The sequence below is a fragment of the Dorea sp. Marseille-P4042 genome (assembly GCF_900290215.1).
Classification (GTDB): domain Bacteria; phylum Bacillota; class Clostridia; order Lachnospirales; family Lachnospiraceae; genus Dorea; species Dorea formicigenerans.
The window spans coordinates 841,935-858,604 of the sequence record NZ_OLMI01000002.1; the positions used below are offsets into that span (position 1 = coordinate 841,935).

Below are 16,670 nucleotides of genomic sequence, written 5' to 3' on the forward strand. Positions count from 1 at the left end.
AAAAGTGTGTAAGTTATTGAGTAATTATAACTTGCACACTTTTTATATTATGGATATTCATTTTTCTATTTGTGGATTATTCCCTTCCTGGGATTCATAATCCTCTTTTCTATCTTCGGAATATCTTCGCTACGCCTGTCACTGCTGCCCCGATTACTACATACACATCTGCCAGGTTCGCGGTGAGTCTGCGAAGTCTGCTGTTTTTCCACTGGATTCCGATATAATCAATGACTTTTCCACGAATCAGTCTGTCATAGGTATTACTGATTGCACCGGCTGTCAGAAATACCATGCCGAATTTTCTGAGCCATTTTCCTTTTTTGAAAAAGAGCCATGCATCATAGATTGCAAGCCCGGCACACAAGATACCAGATGTCTTTCTCACCAGCTCCGGTTTCTTATCCAGTGTATTAAAACAGAAGCCTTTATTATAAACCTTCCGGAGCACAACTTTGTCCAGAATTGTCTCCCGTTCTTCCTCTTCTTCAAAATTCTCCTCGATGTACTGCTTAATGCCCATGTCCACGCACACCAGCACAACAAGAAGTCCTCCTGCTGCCATCAATAACATCTGTTATACCTCCTGAATTTTGCGGATTTCCTCCTGGCACTGTGCTGCTTCTTCCTCTCTCTTTTCGATTGATTCGCACAGGGAAATGCACTCTAAGTCCGCCACTTCTCCTGCTTTGAATTTTTGATAAATCTTCTTTCCGATTTCGATGTAATCTCTTTCATTGGCACGATCCAGAGAACGGATCTGGCTTTTGATACGCTGCACTTCCAGGGTATCTTCCGTCTTCTTTCCAAAGTCCTCTGCTACATCTGAAATTTTCTTTCCTAACTGCTCAAAAAAGTCTGCCATATTGTACCTCTCCCATCTGTTATAATCTTCTCAATCTGTCCAGCGATTGATACAGGTCCATCGTTCCATAACCCCACTGTCGGTTCGGGAATTCTGAAAATGTGTTCTGCTGTGCTCCTAATATGATAATATTTGCCACCTGACTTGTGGTAACTCCTGCCGGAATCGGCTGATTCAAAATCCATTCCATGATCATCGCACAGGCTCCGGCTGTGATTCCCGTTGCCACACTGGAACCGCTTCGCCTTACAAATGTTCCATTTCCCCCTGCTCCCAAAACCTGGACTCCTGGAACTGCAAAATCAGGTTTTATTCTCTTGTCTCTAGTATAACCTCTGCCAGAATTAATATCAACACTCTTATCTGCTCCCCTGTAATAAGCAACCGTGATCGGATCATCGGTATTCGCAGGCTCTGTCAATGTCACGTCCGGACTTGCCTCCAGAAAATATACATTTCCATCGAGAAATTCCCGCACCGGAAGCCAGATGTGAAACTCTCCATCTGCACGCCCCAGCGACTGTACTCCTATCTTCCAGATACCCTGTGCCGGATGATCGAATTTTAGAAACAAAAGCTGGGATCTTCCGTTCCGCAAAAACAACCGGTATTCCACATCCACAACCGTCTGTTCAAATGGAAATGTAAGCTGATAGCGATTCCCCTGCCGAATGGAAATCACCGGACTTCTCTCCCCAGACGGAGATATAAGATACGCTGTCACAATATTAGGAATGGTCCCCCATAATTCTGCTACAAATCCCGTATTTCCACTTTCGACACGCATTTCCACTTCCTGAACCTCTCCTACCTGATTCAGTTTTCCCTGAAAATGATGTCGTTCATTTGCCTCATTTCCTCCTCCAATAACCACGCATCGATCTACCAGTCTGGAATAGCTTCCGAGAATCCGCGACAGACTGGACATTCCATTATGTCCGCCAAGATTCGTTCCAAGAGCCACGCACATAACAAGGGGCTTCTGATTTTTCAGCGCCAGAAGATGCAGATACCGAAGTCCTTGCGCAATATCTGTCTCCTGATAACACACTGCCTTCTGCTGTATTCCATAAAATTTTCGCAGATAATCTTTCGCTTCTTTTAACTTCACTACTGCAATTTCAGCCTCTGATGCCGCCCCGGTAAAACCTTCCTGGATATTTTCTCCACCTGCTGCCACACTTGCTAAAAATGTACCATGTCCATTTTCATCGCTTACTGGCACAATTTCCTTTGGATTGTCACTTTTCAGTGCCTGATTAATCTGATTATTCGTATACTCACTTCCATATGTAAATGTATCCGGTGGCTGACCGTTCTGGTCAGTCTGATCCCATATCGCCGTGATCCGGCTGCTTCCATCTATGTTTCGAAAGATTTCATTTTCATAGTCTATTCCTGTATCCAAAAATCCAATCATAATTCCTTTTCCTCGAAGATTAAGACCCGGGTAATTCTGAAGCACACTGATTCCTGTCTCATTCATAGCTTCCATATCCAACAGTGCATAGCAATTTGGAATGCTGTTATAACCATAAGCCGCAATGCTTAGTTCTTCCCCTAGACTTTGATCCACATATGCTACACGATAGCCAAAGCCAAGGCTCTGCACACAAATCTGGCTCTTGGGATAGACCAGTTCCTGATCTGACCGGTAATCCGGGATAATAAAATCCCGAAAATCCTGAGAGAGGATTTTTTCACGGCATGAAGTATCTCCTGTCTCTTCCTCCTTCTGCTGTGTTGCTATCACTCTCTCCTTCAAAACATTGCTTTTTGTATTTTTTCGTGTCTTTAACAATGTATTTATTTCTCCATAACTATCGTTCATAAAAAAGAAAACACCTCGTATACTTTTCACATGTATATGAGATGTTTTCTTATTTTATTATTGGGCATTATCTTCTATATTTTTATAACTGCCTTACTATCTATGCCTGACTTTCTAATCTCGGTACTTCCTGCCCTCTCAGTGTAATAATCGGACCACCAGTATTTTCTATGTACTCCTGTGTAATCGTCACTTGACCGATGCTGTCATCTTTCGGGATTTCATACATGATATCCAGCATAAATTCTTCGATAATCGCACGAAGGGCTCTTGCTCCTGTATCCTTCTCCATCGCCTTTTTCGCAATTGCACGTAATGCATCTTCTGTGAAATCGAGCTTCACTTCATCCAGTGCAAGAAGTTTCTGATACTGCTTCAGAATTGCATTCTTTGGCTCCTCCAGGATCTTCACATACATATCTTCTGTGAGTCCCTGTAATGTAAAGACTACCGGAAGTCGTCCCAGGAACTCCGGAATCATACCAAAGTTTCTAAGATCTTCTGTTGCTACCTTCTCAAGAATCTTCTTATCATGATCATATTTATCTTTCAGGTCTGCGCCAAATCCAATTGCAGACTGCTTTGTGAGTCTCTCTTTGATGATGCCGTCCAGATCCGGAAATGCTCCTCCACAGATAAATAAAATGTTCTTTGTATTGACTGTTGTGAGCGGAACCATCGCATTTTTACTGTTAGCTCCAACCGGAACTTCCACTTCGCTTCCTTCTAAAAGCTTCAGCATTCCCTGCTGTACGGACTCTCCACTGACATCACGCTGACTCGCATTTTTCTTTTTCGCAATCTTATCAATCTCATCAATAAAAATGATTCCCTGTTCTGCTTTTTCCACATCGTTATCCGCTGCTGCCAGAAGCTTGGATACAACGCTTTCGATATCATCTCCAATATAACCTGCTTCCGTCAGAGATGTGGCATCTGTAATCGCAAGCGGCACATCCAGAATTCTTGCCAGCGTCTTGACAAGATAGGTCTTACCGGAACCTGTAGGTCCAATCATCAGCATGTTAGATTTCTCGATCTCAATGTCGTCCATGGAATCCGTTGCCACACGCTTGTAATGGTTGTATACAGCAACAGACATCACTTTCTTGGCATATTCCTGTCCGACTACATACTCGTCCAGGCTCGCCTTGATCTTATGCGGTGCCGGAAGGTTATGAATGTCAACGAGCGGCGTTGCCTCCTCGCCTTCTTTTTTCTTCTTCACGCGCTGCTGCTTTGGAATCTGCTGGCTCATATCATCAATATTTAAGAACTGAACTCCCGGCATATTCATAAGCTGGCTATAATCAATCGCACCACCGAAGTTCATATTATTCATAGCATCAAAACTCTTTTGCATACAGTCATTGCACACACACATATTGTTCGGAAGATTGATCATCTTTCCAGCCACACTCTCTGGTCTGTGGCAGACAAAGCAGACTTTCTCATATTCATCATCGTTATGATTGTCATTGCTATTATTATCGTTGTTATCAATTGTATCTACATAATCCTGTTCAGACATGGTTCTTTCCCTTCTTTCCTACTTTTGTTCCTCTACCATCTTAATGAACTGCTCCTCCGAAATAATCGGAACTCCCAGTTCGTTTGCTTTTTTATTCTTTGAGGAAGTCGATGTCACATCATTATTGATTAGGTAATTTGTTTTGGAAGTGACAGATCCCGTAACTTTTCCTCCCAGGCTCTCAATCAGTTCCTTGACCTCTCCTCTGTTTGCAAAATGTTCCACACTCCCGGTAATAACAAAGTTCACTCCGGCAAAGATCTGTTGACTCTCTGATTCTTCTTCCTTTGGAATCTCAAGCTCTTTAATCAGTCGCTTCAAGCTTTCTACATGCTTCTCATCCTGAAAATAAGTTACAAATGCACCGGCAAGTACTTCGCCTACTCCCTGAATCTCTGCAAGTTCTTCTGCAGTAGCATGAATCATACGATCCACATCACCGGAAAATTCTCTGCAGATGACCTTCGCATTTGCAAGACCAATTCCCGGAATTCCAAGTGCATAGATAACTTTCGGAAGTGTCGTCACTCTTGCTTTCTCCACATTTGCGATCAGGTTCTTGTAGGATTTTTCTCCAAAACCTTCCATAGTCTGAATCTCTTCCTGCCATTTATCCAAATGGAAAATGTCTGTGAATTCCTTTATAAATCCACGGTCAATAAACTTCTCCAGCGTTGCCTCTGACAAACCTTCAATATTCAAAGCATCACGACTCGCAAAGAGTGCAAATGCTTTGACATGCTTTGCCTGACATTCCGGATTGGTACAATACAGTGCTTTTGCATTGCTGACCCGGCGGATCTCTGTCTTGCCACCACAGACCGGACAGACTTCTGGAATATCTTTCACACCACTTCTTGTCAGATTCTGTGCAATCTGCGGAATGATCATATTCGCCTTATAAACTTCAATCTCATCCCCCACACCAAGTTCCAGTTCTTCCATAATACTGATGTTGTGGACACTAGCACGGCTCACTGTCGTTCCCTCCAGCTCCACCGGTTCAAAGATAGCGACCGGATTGATGAGTCCTGTTCTAGATGGACTCCACTCAATCTCCAGAAGCTTTGTCTGGCGGATCTCATCAGCCCATTTAAATGCAAATGAATCTCGTGGAAACTTAGACGTCCGCCCCAGTGATCTTCCATACGCTATATCATCATATACTAACACAAGTCCGTCGGACGGGAAATCGTTCTCGGCAATTTTTTCTGAAAATTTAATAACTTCCGCCTCTACTGTGTCTCTTATTACTTCGTGGTATTCTACTACTTCAAACCCCTGCTCTTTCAGCCATTCCATCTGACAGGCTCTGGAATTGTGGAAATCCACATCTTTTGCACTGACCAGTGTAAATGCATAGAATTTTACATTTCTTTTTGCTGTAATCTCACTGTTCAGCTGGCGTACAGAACCACTGCAGAGATTACGCGGATTTTTATATTTGGCTTCTGCTTCCTGGATTTGCTCATTAATCTTCTCAAAATCTTTATAGCCAATCACTGCTTCGCCGCGCAGTATCAGCTCACCTTGATAGCTGATCTGAAGCGGTACATTTTTAAAGACTTTTGCATTGTTTGTGATGACCTCGCCTACTTCTCCATTTCCACGGGTGACTGCCTTAAAAAGATGTCCGTCCCGGTAAGTCAGAACAATGGTAAGTCCGTCCATTTTCCAGGACATCAGTGCCTTCTGATCTCCCACAAAATTCTTTAATTCCTCTACATCTTTCGTCTTGTCCAAAGAAAGCATTGGGCTTTCATGCCGTTCTTTTGGGAGTTCACTGACCACTTCATATCCAACTCGCACCGTCGGACTATTGGAAAGTGTGATCCCAAGCTCACGCTCCAGTTCCTGAAGTTCATCATAAAGCTTGTCGTACTCATAGTTGCTCATGATTTCTTCTGCGTCTTGATAATATGCTTTTGATGCTTTATTCAAAAGCTCCACCAGTTCCTTCATGCGTTCCTGCCTGTTCATATAGCTTCTTTAACTCCTGTCCTTCTATTTTTCGCACTGCTCCACTCTTTAAGCTTCCCAGTTCTACATTCATAATTCTTATTCTTACAAGCTTTGTCACTTTATATCCAAGTGCTTCGCACATTCTCCGGATCTGACGGTTCAGTCCCTGTGTCAGAATAATGGAAAATGTGTACTTTCCAATTTGCTTTACCTCACACGGTCTTGTTACCGCATCTAGATTCTTTTCCACGTCCTGTATATGCACACCCTCTGACATCTGCCGCACAAATTCTGAAGTAATTTCTTTATCCACGCGGACATGATATTCCTTTTCATGATGATATCTCGCCCGCATCATACTGTTGATCAGTTCTCCGTCATTTGTCATAATAAGAAGGCCTTCCGAATCTTTATCCAGTCTTCCTGCATAGGTCACCCGCACCGGATAATGCAGGAAACGTATGATATTATTTTTCACTTTCATATCCCCGGTACACACGATACCTGCCGGTTTGTTGACTGCCAGAACAACCTTCTGTTCTGCACCCTGGATCACTTTTTTCCCGACACAGATTTTCTGCTCCTTTGACACTTTCATGCCAGGTACAGCCTGCACGCCATCCACCGTCACACGTCCCGCCTCTATGAGACGGTCTGCCTCTCTTCTGGAGCAGATACCTGCCTCACTGAGGTATTTATTTAATCTTATCATTTACTAACACTCCAATTACTTTGCAGTTCCTATTCTGCCTTATCCGTTTTCAAAATACTGCTCAGCTTGTCATCCTGTACAAAATTATTGCAATCGTACAAAAACAGCACACTTGTAATTTTATTCTTATCTAACAGATCCGACACATGCTTCTGATAATAATCTGCATCTACCACGATGATCTCCCTGTAATATGGAATTAAAAATGGAATCATACAGTCTGCAAAGGAATCCTTCACCAGAAGCAGCCGGTCCGTGCTGTCTGCTGTCGTGCGGATATCTATTTTATCATAATCTCCACCGAGAAATACTTCATACGCATCAGGTTCGTCCAGTTTTGTACGGTCATAAAGCTCTGCTGTCTTTATGCCCTCAGACTCATAGCTTGCCACCATCTGCGTGTTATCAGAAGCATTTTCCGTTAAATATGCGTATATCGGTTCACGGTATCCGCTTTCAAATCCACTTGTTCGGGAAAGATTTCCACTGAAATCACCGGTCACTACATAAGGTTTTAAAGCCGGTGCTTTCGAAGTGTCAAGTCCCAGATCTGAAGCAATCTGCTGCCATACAAGACTAGCTCCAAGCGTTGTCCATCGGGAATCTGTGTGGTAATAAATTTTCTTATCTTTATTCGCATTTAGAACACCTTGTGCATCAATCCAGTTCACACTGTCTCCAAGCATGCTCTGAATCTGTGCAATCTGCACTGTCTGATCTTCCACTGGAGCATAAGAAGGAAGCTTATCTGCCCATACATTTGCAGCATCCGGAATCAGTGCCATATACATCGGCACATCGGAATAATCCTCGGCAAGCGCTGTAATCGCGTCCACATTTGCCTGAACCTTCTTTTCGTCCAGCTTGTTAATATCCGCCAGAAGATACTGGTTCTTTCCTCGGTACACACCGTTCACGTCCCGTCTTCCAAGAACTGTATCCAGTTTCGCCTGGGTATCTTTCACCGTCTCTTTGAAAAATGTCCTTCCTGCTCCTGTCACATTTACAAGACACAGGATCATGATCACGGCTGCGAATACAAATACTGCACTTCTGCCTCGCTCCAGACGTTTTTTATTTTTTTCTTTTTTATCTTTCTTTCCAAATACCAGAATCTTCTTCCAGATAAGATTCGGAAGTGGTGTACTTGCAAGAAATGCCACTACAAGAACGAACACATTTCCAAGGAAAAGATATCTTCCCATGATACCAACCACATCGCCTCCGCCAAATCCAAACATCACTTTCAGATAACCAAATGACGCTGCCGGTGTTTTACCGAAGAAAAATACCCAGCCAAGTGCTGTAAAAAACCATGTATAAATCTGCCCAAGCACAGGTGGTAATCTCTTTAAAAATGGCAGTGCATAACGCTCCACGATCTGCCAGAATGCAAGGTAGATACCCCAGAGCAATCCACCTGTGACCGTTACCTGCCACGGTGCATTTTTCCACATACCTGCATACCAAAGTCCCATCAGAATTCCGGATACAAGTGTTCCAAGCCAGCCGCCCCAGAGTGGTTCACAGATGTAATCCCAGAACCATGCAGAAACAGAGCTGTTAAAACGTCGCACAAATGTTGTTATGTTACGTGCTACATATGGATATCGGAAATTTTTCTTCACATCAAATCCAAGCATTCTGCAAAGTCCCACCGCCATATCACAGTATCCGCTGAACGCAAAGTAAATCTGGAACATGAAGATCGCACATCCCAGCCATGCACCAAACGCAGACAACTCGCCTGCCTTCAAAGACATGATCTTAGTGAATGAATCTGCCAGGTAATCTGCAATGATAACTTTCTTTGCAAAACCACATACAAATAAAACAATTCCTTCGCCAGCCTTTGCCCAGGACAATTTGCGAGTCTTTAATTCCTTTCGGATCTGCGGATATTTTACGACCGGTCCTGCCAGGAACAACGGAAACATTGCTATGTAAACTGCAAAATCCAGAATACTTTTCTGAGCCTTTACATTTCCCCGGTGAATCTCAATCAGATAAGAAAGCACCTGTAAGATGCAGATTCCTACTCCGACCGGCACTTCCGAAATAAAGCCCACGCGTTGTCCGATAAATGCAAAGAACACATATACTATCATATTGATCAGTATGCTTCCAGCAAATAACTGCTCCGTACTCCTTCTTCTTCGCATGTAGCCTTCCATCTGAATTCCTACAGCATAATTAAACACTATAAAAAATGCCAGAACGACCAGATTGACCGGGGCTCCCCATGCAAAAAAAACTGCTCCCCCTGCAACCAGGGCAATGTCTTTTATCTTTCCCGGAAGCAGATAATACAATATGAAAATAACTGGTAAAAATACACATATAAATGCGATACTATTGAATAACATAATTTCTAAACGCTGCCTCCAGAATTTTATTAATACAAGCCTCATAATAGGCTTTTGTCATTGTACTTCCGTCCTCCCCATAATAAGAAGCGTCCGTAAGATCTGTTGTGTCTACATATTTCACTTTTTCTTCCTTACAAAGAGCCTTCAAAGCTTCATTGTATGAAGTTACATCCAGCGCGGTACTCATCTTGGACGAACTACTATCATCTGATGATGTATCACTATCACTATTGCTCTTAGAATCTGTGCTGCTCTTAGAATCTGTACTGCTCTTAAGATCCGAGTTGTCAGTTGTATCTTTAGAGTCTGACGCAGCATCTGAATCTGAATCATTATCTGAATCGGCTGAACCTGCCGCATCACCTGTACTTGTCAGTGACAGGTATGCCGGGATACTGCATACATAAACTTTCGTATCCGGCAATGCTGCTTTCACCTGCTCAACAAAGCTTTTGTAGTTCGCTGCAAATGCATCCGCTGTCTCTCCACTGACTGCTACATCTCCTCTTCCGATACAGAGGATAAGCTTCTGTGGTGCAGTCTCTGCTTCTGTTACGGCTGTCAAAAGCTCATTTAATCCGGAACCTTCCGCATCGCTGACCGTTGCTCCATCCTTTGACTTCACCTGCGACTTACTCAAGATGTCATTCTGTCTGAAGCCAAGTGCAGTACTGTCGCCAAGCACAATGCAGCCATCCATTTTTTCTTTTGCAGACTTTGCTTTCCACGCTGCCGCCTCATCTGCTTCTGTCTGCTCTAATTCCTGAATCTTGGCATCAATCTTCTGAACATTGGCATCTTCCAGTTCTGTCAGTTTCTTTACTCCTTCTGTCGCATCCACTCGCGGATTCATCATTCGCGTTCCAATAATCAGCGCACCGATCAAAAACAAGAGGATTACTGCAACAATCGCAAAACGAAGCACTTTATCCGGCTCCATTTTTTCCTTCATTTTTTCTTTATTCTTTTCAAACATTTTCATTCTCCAATAAACAAATAAACTATGTACATCTTTAAAAAGACATACATAGTTTATTTTACTTTGTATAAGAATAAAAGTCAAATTTTATAACTGTTTTATCAGATTCACCATCTCAATTGCTGATAACGCACAGTCATAACCTTTATTGCCAGCTTTACTTCCGGCACGTGCAATGGCCTGTTCAATATTTTCTGTTGTAATGATTCCAAATAAAACAGGAATACCTGTTGCAAGCTCGATCTGTGCAATTCCTTTTGCTGATTCGTTACACACCAGATCATAATGAGATGTATCTCCACGAATAACTGCACCTACACAGATGACTGCATCGTACTTTCCTGACTGCGCCATTTTCTGCGCTGTGATTGGTATTTCAAATGCTCCCGGCACCCATGCTGCTGTAATATTTTCTTCTTCTACACCATGTCTCACAAGTCCGTCAACGGCTCCGCCTAATAACTTATTGACAATAATTTCATTAAATCTGGCTGCTACGATTCCGACTTTCATTCCCTCTGGTGCTACTACTTTTCCTTCAATTACCTGAATCTGTTTCATGTTCTTCTTCCTCCTGCATTCTTTTTTTATAATTGTATTTCTTTGAAAATGTGTCCCATTTTTTCCTGTTTTGTTTTCATATAATTCAGATCATATTTTTGTGGCTGGATCTCTAATGGTACTCTTTCCTTAATTTCCAGTCCGAAATCCTGAAGCCCATAGACTTTATCCGGGTTATTGGTAAGAAGTCTTAAGGATTTCACGCCCAGGTCTGATAAAATCTGAGCTCCGACCCAGTACTCTCTGAGATCTGGGGCAAATCCCAGTTGAACATTCGCCTCGACTGTATCATATCCACGTTCCTGAAGTTCGTATGCTTTGATCTTATTGATCAGTCCGATTCCTCTTCCCTCCTGTCTCATGTAGAGGATGATTCCTCTTCCCTCTTCCTCCACCTGGCGCATTGCCGTCTGAAGCTGCAATCCACAGTCACAGCGAAGAGAACCAAAAGCATCTCCGGTCAGGCATTCTGAATGGACTCTGCAAAGTACATTCTCTCCCTCCCCGATTTCTCCTTTTACTAAAGCAAGATGATGCTCTCCTGTAATGTCATTAACATATCCATGAATCTTAAATTCTCCATACTGTGTTGGAAGATCTGCCACCGCCTCTTCTTTTACATGCTTTTCATGAATTCTTAAATAATCCTGCAGATCTTTGATTGTGATAAATGTAAGATGATACTTACGAGCCAGCTCCCAGAGTTCTGATGTACGCATCATCGTTCCGTCTTCTTTCATGATCTCACAACATACACCACATTCTTTCAGTCCCGCCAGTCTTACAAGATCTGTCGTTGCCTCTGTGTGACCGTTACGCACAAGTACACCGCCTTTTTTTGCCACCAACGGGAATACATGGCCCGGTCTTCTGAAATCTTCTGGTCTTGATGTATCATCCACACATTTCATCATCGTATATGCACGTTCTGCTGCCGATATACCGGTTGTTGTATCTACGTGATCAATCGATACCGTAAATGCTGTTTCATGATTATCGGTATTTTCTGAAACCATCTGTGGAAAATTAAGCTTTGCTGCCAGTTCTGCGCTCATCGGCGTACAGATCAGCCCCTTTGCATGCGTTGCCATAAAATTAATATTTTCCTGGGTCGCAAACTGAGCAGCACAGATCATGTCTCCTTCATTTTCTCTGTCCGGGTCATCTGTAACAAGAATGATCTTTCCATCTTGTAAATCCCGGATTGCCTCTTCTACTGTATTATATTGATACTTTTGTTCCATCTGTTCTTCCTCCGTTATTCTTTTTCTGTTGCTGTATATTTAAAATCCAAATTCTTCCAGAAACTCCATTGTAATTCCTGTTTTTTTCTCATGTTCCAATTTGGACTCTTCTTTTTTTTCAATCCCCATTAATTTTTCTACATATTTTCCGATTATGTCATTTTCCAGATTCACAAGATCTCCGGATGCTTTTTTCAGAAGTATCGTCTCTTCCCCTGTATGTGGAATGACTGATACCTGAAACCCTTCATCGTCTACCTTCGCAACCGTCAGGCTGATTCCATCGATGCAGACAGACCCCTTTTCCACGATCAGATCTAATATCCGCTGTGAAGTTTTAATGGATACCCAGACTGCATTTTCCTCTTGGATCATTGACCTGATAACTCCTGTTCCGTCAATATGGCCGCTCACAATATGGCCTCCGAATCTTCCATCCGCTGCCATTGCCCGTTCAAGATTTACATAACTTCCAATCTTACAATTTCCAAGACTGCTCCTTCTGATCGTCTCTGCCATGACATCTGCCGTAAATCCGTCAGGCTGCAGGGAAGTGACTGTCAGACATACTCCATTTACCGCAATACTGTCTCCGATCTTCGTACCTTCCAGTACTTTTGCTGCCTTCACCGCCAATACCCCTGAATTCCCATTCAACTGAATATAACGGACTTTTCCCACTTCTTCTACAATTCCTGTAAACATAATTCCTCCTGTTCTTTTCTTAAGACGTGACAGGTAATTTTCAGGTCTTCTCCAATCTGGCAGATATCCTTGAACTTTAGTACCGCTGCCTGAGACGGAAGCTCTATCCCAATTCCATCCACCGGAGTCCGGCTTCCTGTTCCGCCAAAGATTTTTGGTGCAATAAATGCCTGCACCTCCTGGACAACTCCGGCCTGTAGTGCACTGTCATTTAAAGTTCCTCCACCTTCCAGTAAAATGCTGTCGATATTTTCTTTTCCCAGATACTCCATCAAATGCTTCAGATTAACATGTTTTTTCATATCCGGACAAAATACGGTTTCTACTCCCATTGTCCGCAAAATTTCTTTTTTCTTCTCTACGTTTTCCGGATCTGCATAGGCTACAATCGTCCGATACTCCCTCGCACTTTTTACGATCTGGCTGTCCAGTGGAATTCTTAACTTACTGTCACAGATAATCCTGACCGGACTTTTAAGCCCTTCTACCCGGACATTCAGCATTGGATCATCAGCAAGTACCGTTCCTATCCCGACCATGATTCCCATATACCGATGACGCATATACTGTACTTCTCTGCGTGCGGCTTCTTGGGTGATCCATTTTGAAGCTCCTGTCTTTGTTGCAATTTTCCCATCCAGCGTCATTGCATACTTCATAACTACATATGGTGTTTTGGTCGTTATATAATGAAAAAATATTGGATTTAATTCATCACATTTGTCCTTCATAAAATCTTTCACAACCGCTACACCGGCATCTCTTAATATCTTCGCTCCCTTTCCTGCCACTTTCGGATTTGGGTCTCTGGATCCAATCACTACTTTTTTTATCTTCTGCTCTAAAATTGCTTCCGTACACGGCGGCGTCTTTCCATAATGACAACATGGTTCCAATGTAACGTACAGCGTTGCCCCTTCGGCTGATTCAGTAAGAGAAGCAATTGCATTTCGTTCCGCATGCAACTCTCCACATCTGACATGATAGCCTTCGCCGATAATACGTCCATCCTTTACGATGACCGCTCCGACCATCGGATTAGGATTCGTCCATCCTTCTCCTTTTTTTGCAAGTTCTATTGCGCGTTTCATATAATCCTGGTCTGTCACATACATTCCTTCTTTCTTTTTATCTCAATCGAGAAGACTCCCACCTCTTCTGATGATGAGTAATAGCAAATTTGTCTCACGGACGTTCGACTTAAACTTAGAACAAAACCCCTGCAGATGATCTACAGGGGTTTTGTTCACTGGTACTTTAATCACAACTTCATGACTAATTATCTGCGAAAGTAAAAAAGCTCTGAAATGGTCTACCATCTCAGAGCCTCGATACCGCATTCATAACTAAAACTATACGTACCGTCTTCTTCTCTCATCCAGACTATACTGTCGGCTTCGGAATCTCACCGAATCATGCCTCTCGGCTCGCGGGCTTTACCGCCGGTAGGGAATCTCACCCTGCCCTGAAGATTTCTATCTTTTTTTGTATAATAATACTTTATTGCTTATTTGTAAAGAATTTTTTGACTTTTGAGAATTATTTCGCAAAAATCCATAAATTTCGCTTTATTTTTCACTGCATATTTTGTTGAAACACTTTTTCTTCTTCCAGAAATAATACGGTATTACGAATAGAAGTGTTCCTCCCCATGCAATCGGATAACTGATCAGCAAAATCTCCACCCTATGATAAATCGGAGTCAGAATCATAACCCACGGGAGTCGTATTAAAAACAATCCTCCAAATGTAAATATCGTAGGCCACAGTACATCTCCGACTCCGCGAAGTCCACCGTCCAGGTTTTCAAGCAGAATGCTGAGCAGATAACTCGGCACCAGGAACCGAAGCATATACACGCCTATGTCAATCACCTTCGGATCTGTTGTAAACATATGATACATAGGCTCACAAAATGCATACAATGTAAAGATGATCATACCTGTAAATACATAAGAAATACCAATGTTTACCCGGATACTCTTATATACCCGGTCCCACTTACCTGCGCCATAATTCTGTCCGACAAATGTTGTGACCGCCGCTCCCAGTGCACTGGATACTGTCCAGAAAATCAAATCTAATTTTCCATAAGCTGCCCATCCTGCTGCAGTATCCGTTCCAAAGCTATTGATTGATGCCTGAATGACTACATTGGTCACTCCATAAGCGCATGCCTGCAGAGCTCCCGGTATACCGATTTTCAACTCTCTTTTTAGAACATATGCTTCCATGCGAAGTTCTCTGAATTGTAGTTTCATAGAATCATAGTCTTTTGTCAAAGACCAGGTCACAAAAAATGCGCTGACACACTGGGAAAATACGGTTGCCAGTGCTGCTCCGGCAATTCCCATTTTTAATATAACTACCATGAATATATCCAGACCTATATTCAGTACGCAACAGACCACCAGATAAAGAAGCGGTCTTTTGGAATCTCCGACTGCTCTCATAATCGCCGCTCCCATATTATAGACCAGCGTAAATAAGATTCCCATAAAATAAATGCGTAAATATGTAGTTGATGATGCCATCATATCCTGTGGAGTGTTCATGATCTTAAGCAGCCATGGTGTCAGCACTGCTCCCACTACAGATATTACGAGGCTGACCACAATGGAAAATAAATATGCAGTATGAAGTCCTGTATGTAGTCTTCCTTTGTCTTTCGCTCCGTAATACTGCGCAATGACAACTGCCGCTCCATTTGCCAGTCCATTAAAAAATGTAACAACAATCGTTGATAAAACAGCCGCCGGACCGCCTACGCTGGCTAATGCCGCCTTCCCCACAAATCGTCCGACGATAACCGTATCCACGGTTGTATATAATTGTTGGATTAAAATTCCCAGCATGATCGGGAAGAAAAATATCAGAAGCTGCTTCCAGATAATCCCCTCCGTGATCGTATTTTCTTCTATTGTTTTTTTCCCCAAGTTTTTTCCTCTCTTACTTGTAAGTTCTTAGCATGTCTAGATTTTCAAGATTTTCGCATATTTGAATGGTATAATCTCTCTGAGCAGTTTCAACATAAGCTTGCTCTTTATGCATAAAGTTTACAATATCATTTTTACTCTTCTTTCCGAGTTTCTCTATTACAACATCTAAAATATCTTTCTCCTCCTTAGACAAAGCCGGGAAAGTCCTTGGTCTTCCTCATACAAGGTAGTGGCTGTTTCTAAATATTTCCGATATGCCTCTGATGATATATTATCTTTGGCATCATTCAATAGAGACAAGAACAGATGTTAAAAATCCTTCTTTTTTCCTATATGCATCTTTCAATCGTATATCAAATTCACTTTTCCGTCAATAAACTCATATTTTAGGAGGAAAAACTTTTTGATAAATTAGAATTATAATGCTACAAAAATTATGCTATAATATCTCTAATAATTATCCAGAGAGGTTTTCACTATGATCGTTCTTAATCTGAAAGCAAAGGTCTGTATGTCCCACCTGCTTTTAAAACCAACATTTGATACTTTTTCCCTGATTGAGGGAGAAGTAACTACTTTTAACCGCTTCCAGGTAGATGGTAGAATCCATAAAGACTTTTTTGATGAAGCTTTTGAAAAGGAGTATTCCACCTGGGGAGAAGTGCGCGATTTTTTCTTCCAGGTAATCCGTGGAAAGAAAACTCCGTTAAATTTCAAATTCATATTATCTCTAGCAAAAGATCAGTTCGAATCCTTTCTCACTGAGCATGATCTGACCTACCGCCCTGCGGAAATCCAGGGACTGTATCTTAATTTCCGCTATGACGGACTGGCACTTCAATGTATCACCGGGACTTCCATGAATACATTTACCATGGATAAAAGCATAGAAAAAGCCTGGGACGAATATGTCCAGAAATTCTTTGCCAGTCAGGAGCTTGATTTTGATATGGAATAGTTTTGATATATGAT

At 42.3% G+C, this 16,670-nt stretch carries 15 protein-coding genes and 1 riboswitch; of the genes, 1 reads left to right on the forward strand and 14 read right to left on the reverse strand.

Going from position 1 to position 16,670, the window contains the following annotated elements; all coding sequences use genetic code 11:
- Nucleotides 1–109 precede the first annotated feature (109 nt).
- From C7E02_RS09555 to C7E02_RS09615, 14 genes are all read right to left on the reverse strand, one after another.
- Nucleotides 110–574 carry a signal peptidase II gene (locus C7E02_RS09555; protein ID WP_105309428.1) on the reverse strand — a complete coding sequence of 155 codons (465 nt, stop codon included), beginning with the start codon at nucleotides 572–574 and terminating at the stop codon, nucleotides 110–112.
- Nucleotides 575–577: 3 nt separating this feature from the next.
- Nucleotides 578–865, reverse strand: a complete 288-nt coding sequence (locus C7E02_RS09560) for a hypothetical protein (protein ID WP_005340913.1) — start codon at nucleotides 863–865, stop codon at nucleotides 578–580.
- Nucleotides 866–884: 19 nt separating this feature from the next.
- Nucleotides 885–2,696 (reverse strand): S8 family peptidase, encoded by a 1,812-nt coding sequence (locus tag C7E02_RS09565; protein WP_203226957.1) that lies wholly within the window; start codon nucleotides 2,694–2,696, stop codon nucleotides 885–887.
- 100 nt (nucleotides 2,697–2,796) lie between these two features.
- On the reverse strand, nucleotides 2,797–4,227 hold the full coding sequence (gene clpX, locus C7E02_RS19420; protein ID WP_005340918.1) for an ATP-dependent Clp protease ATP-binding subunit ClpX: 1,431 nt from the start codon (nucleotides 4,225–4,227) through the stop codon (nucleotides 2,797–2,799).
- An 18-nt stretch (nucleotides 4,228–4,245) separates the two neighbouring features.
- Entirely contained in the window at nucleotides 4,246–6,207 is a 1,962-nt protein-coding gene (gene ligA, locus C7E02_RS19425) for an NAD-dependent DNA ligase LigA (RefSeq protein ID WP_242978785.1), read from the reverse strand.
- Nucleotides 6,161–6,901: a pseudouridine synthase gene (locus tag C7E02_RS09575; RefSeq protein ID WP_029731581.1), complete on the reverse strand. Its 741-nt coding sequence runs from the start codon at nucleotides 6,899–6,901 to the stop codon at nucleotides 6,161–6,163. Before C7E02_RS09575 ends, ligA begins: the two co-directional genes overlap by 47 nt.
- 29 nt (nucleotides 6,902–6,930) lie before the next feature.
- Nucleotides 6,931–9,267, reverse strand: a complete 2,337-nt coding sequence (locus C7E02_RS09580) for a DHHW family protein (RefSeq protein WP_158683009.1) — start codon at nucleotides 9,265–9,267, stop codon at nucleotides 6,931–6,933.
- Nucleotides 9,254–10,246: an SGNH/GDSL hydrolase family protein gene (locus C7E02_RS09585; protein ID WP_242978786.1), complete on the reverse strand. Its 993-nt coding sequence runs from the start codon at nucleotides 10,244–10,246 to the stop codon at nucleotides 9,254–9,256. The genes C7E02_RS09580 and C7E02_RS09585 overlap by 14 nt, the downstream gene beginning before the upstream one ends.
- Before the next feature lie 90 nt (nucleotides 10,247–10,336).
- Complete coding sequence (gene ribH, locus C7E02_RS09590; RefSeq protein WP_005330655.1) at nucleotides 10,337–10,810, reverse strand: 6,7-dimethyl-8-ribityllumazine synthase; 474 nt, start codon at nucleotides 10,808–10,810, stop codon at nucleotides 10,337–10,339.
- A gap of 26 nt (nucleotides 10,811–10,836) precedes the next feature.
- On the reverse strand, nucleotides 10,837–12,054 hold the full coding sequence (locus C7E02_RS09595) for a bifunctional 3,4-dihydroxy-2-butanone-4-phosphate synthase/GTP cyclohydrolase II (RefSeq protein ID WP_105309431.1): 1,218 nt from the start codon (nucleotides 12,052–12,054) through the stop codon (nucleotides 10,837–10,839).
- A gap of 39 nt (nucleotides 12,055–12,093) precedes the next feature.
- On the reverse strand, nucleotides 12,094–12,759 hold the full coding sequence (gene ribE / locus C7E02_RS09600; protein ID WP_022278813.1) for a riboflavin synthase: 666 nt from the start codon (nucleotides 12,757–12,759) through the stop codon (nucleotides 12,094–12,096).
- Nucleotides 12,741–13,868 carry a bifunctional diaminohydroxyphosphoribosylaminopyrimidine deaminase/5-amino-6-(5-phosphoribosylamino)uracil reductase RibD gene (gene ribD / locus C7E02_RS09605; protein WP_105309832.1) on the reverse strand — a complete coding sequence of 376 codons (1,128 nt, stop codon included), beginning with the start codon at nucleotides 13,866–13,868 and terminating at the stop codon, nucleotides 12,741–12,743. Before ribD ends, ribE begins: the two co-directional genes overlap by 19 nt.
- A 253-nt stretch (nucleotides 13,869–14,121) precedes the next feature.
- Nucleotides 14,122–14,236: riboswitch (FMN riboswitch) on the reverse strand.
- A 91-nt stretch (nucleotides 14,237–14,327) separates the two neighbouring features.
- A complete protein-coding gene (locus tag C7E02_RS09610) occupies nucleotides 14,328–15,695 on the reverse strand; it encodes an MATE family efflux transporter (RefSeq protein ID WP_105309432.1) in 1,368 nt (455 codons plus the stop codon).
- Nucleotides 15,696–15,708: 13 nt separating this feature from the next.
- The gene (locus tag C7E02_RS09615) at nucleotides 15,709–15,891 is read right to left on the reverse strand and encodes a type II toxin-antitoxin system antitoxin SocA domain-containing protein (RefSeq protein ID WP_105309433.1); all 183 of its coding nucleotides are present in this window, start codon (nucleotides 15,889–15,891) and stop codon (nucleotides 15,709–15,711) included.
- A 285-nt stretch (nucleotides 15,892–16,176) separates the two neighbouring features.
- Here C7E02_RS09615 and C7E02_RS09620 point away from each other — a divergent pair, with 285 nt between their 5' ends.
- Complete coding sequence (locus C7E02_RS09620; protein ID WP_005340936.1) at nucleotides 16,177–16,656, forward strand: DUF5721 family protein; 480 nt, start codon at nucleotides 16,177–16,179, stop codon at nucleotides 16,654–16,656.
- The last annotated feature ends 14 nt before the right edge of the window (nucleotides 16,657–16,670 follow it).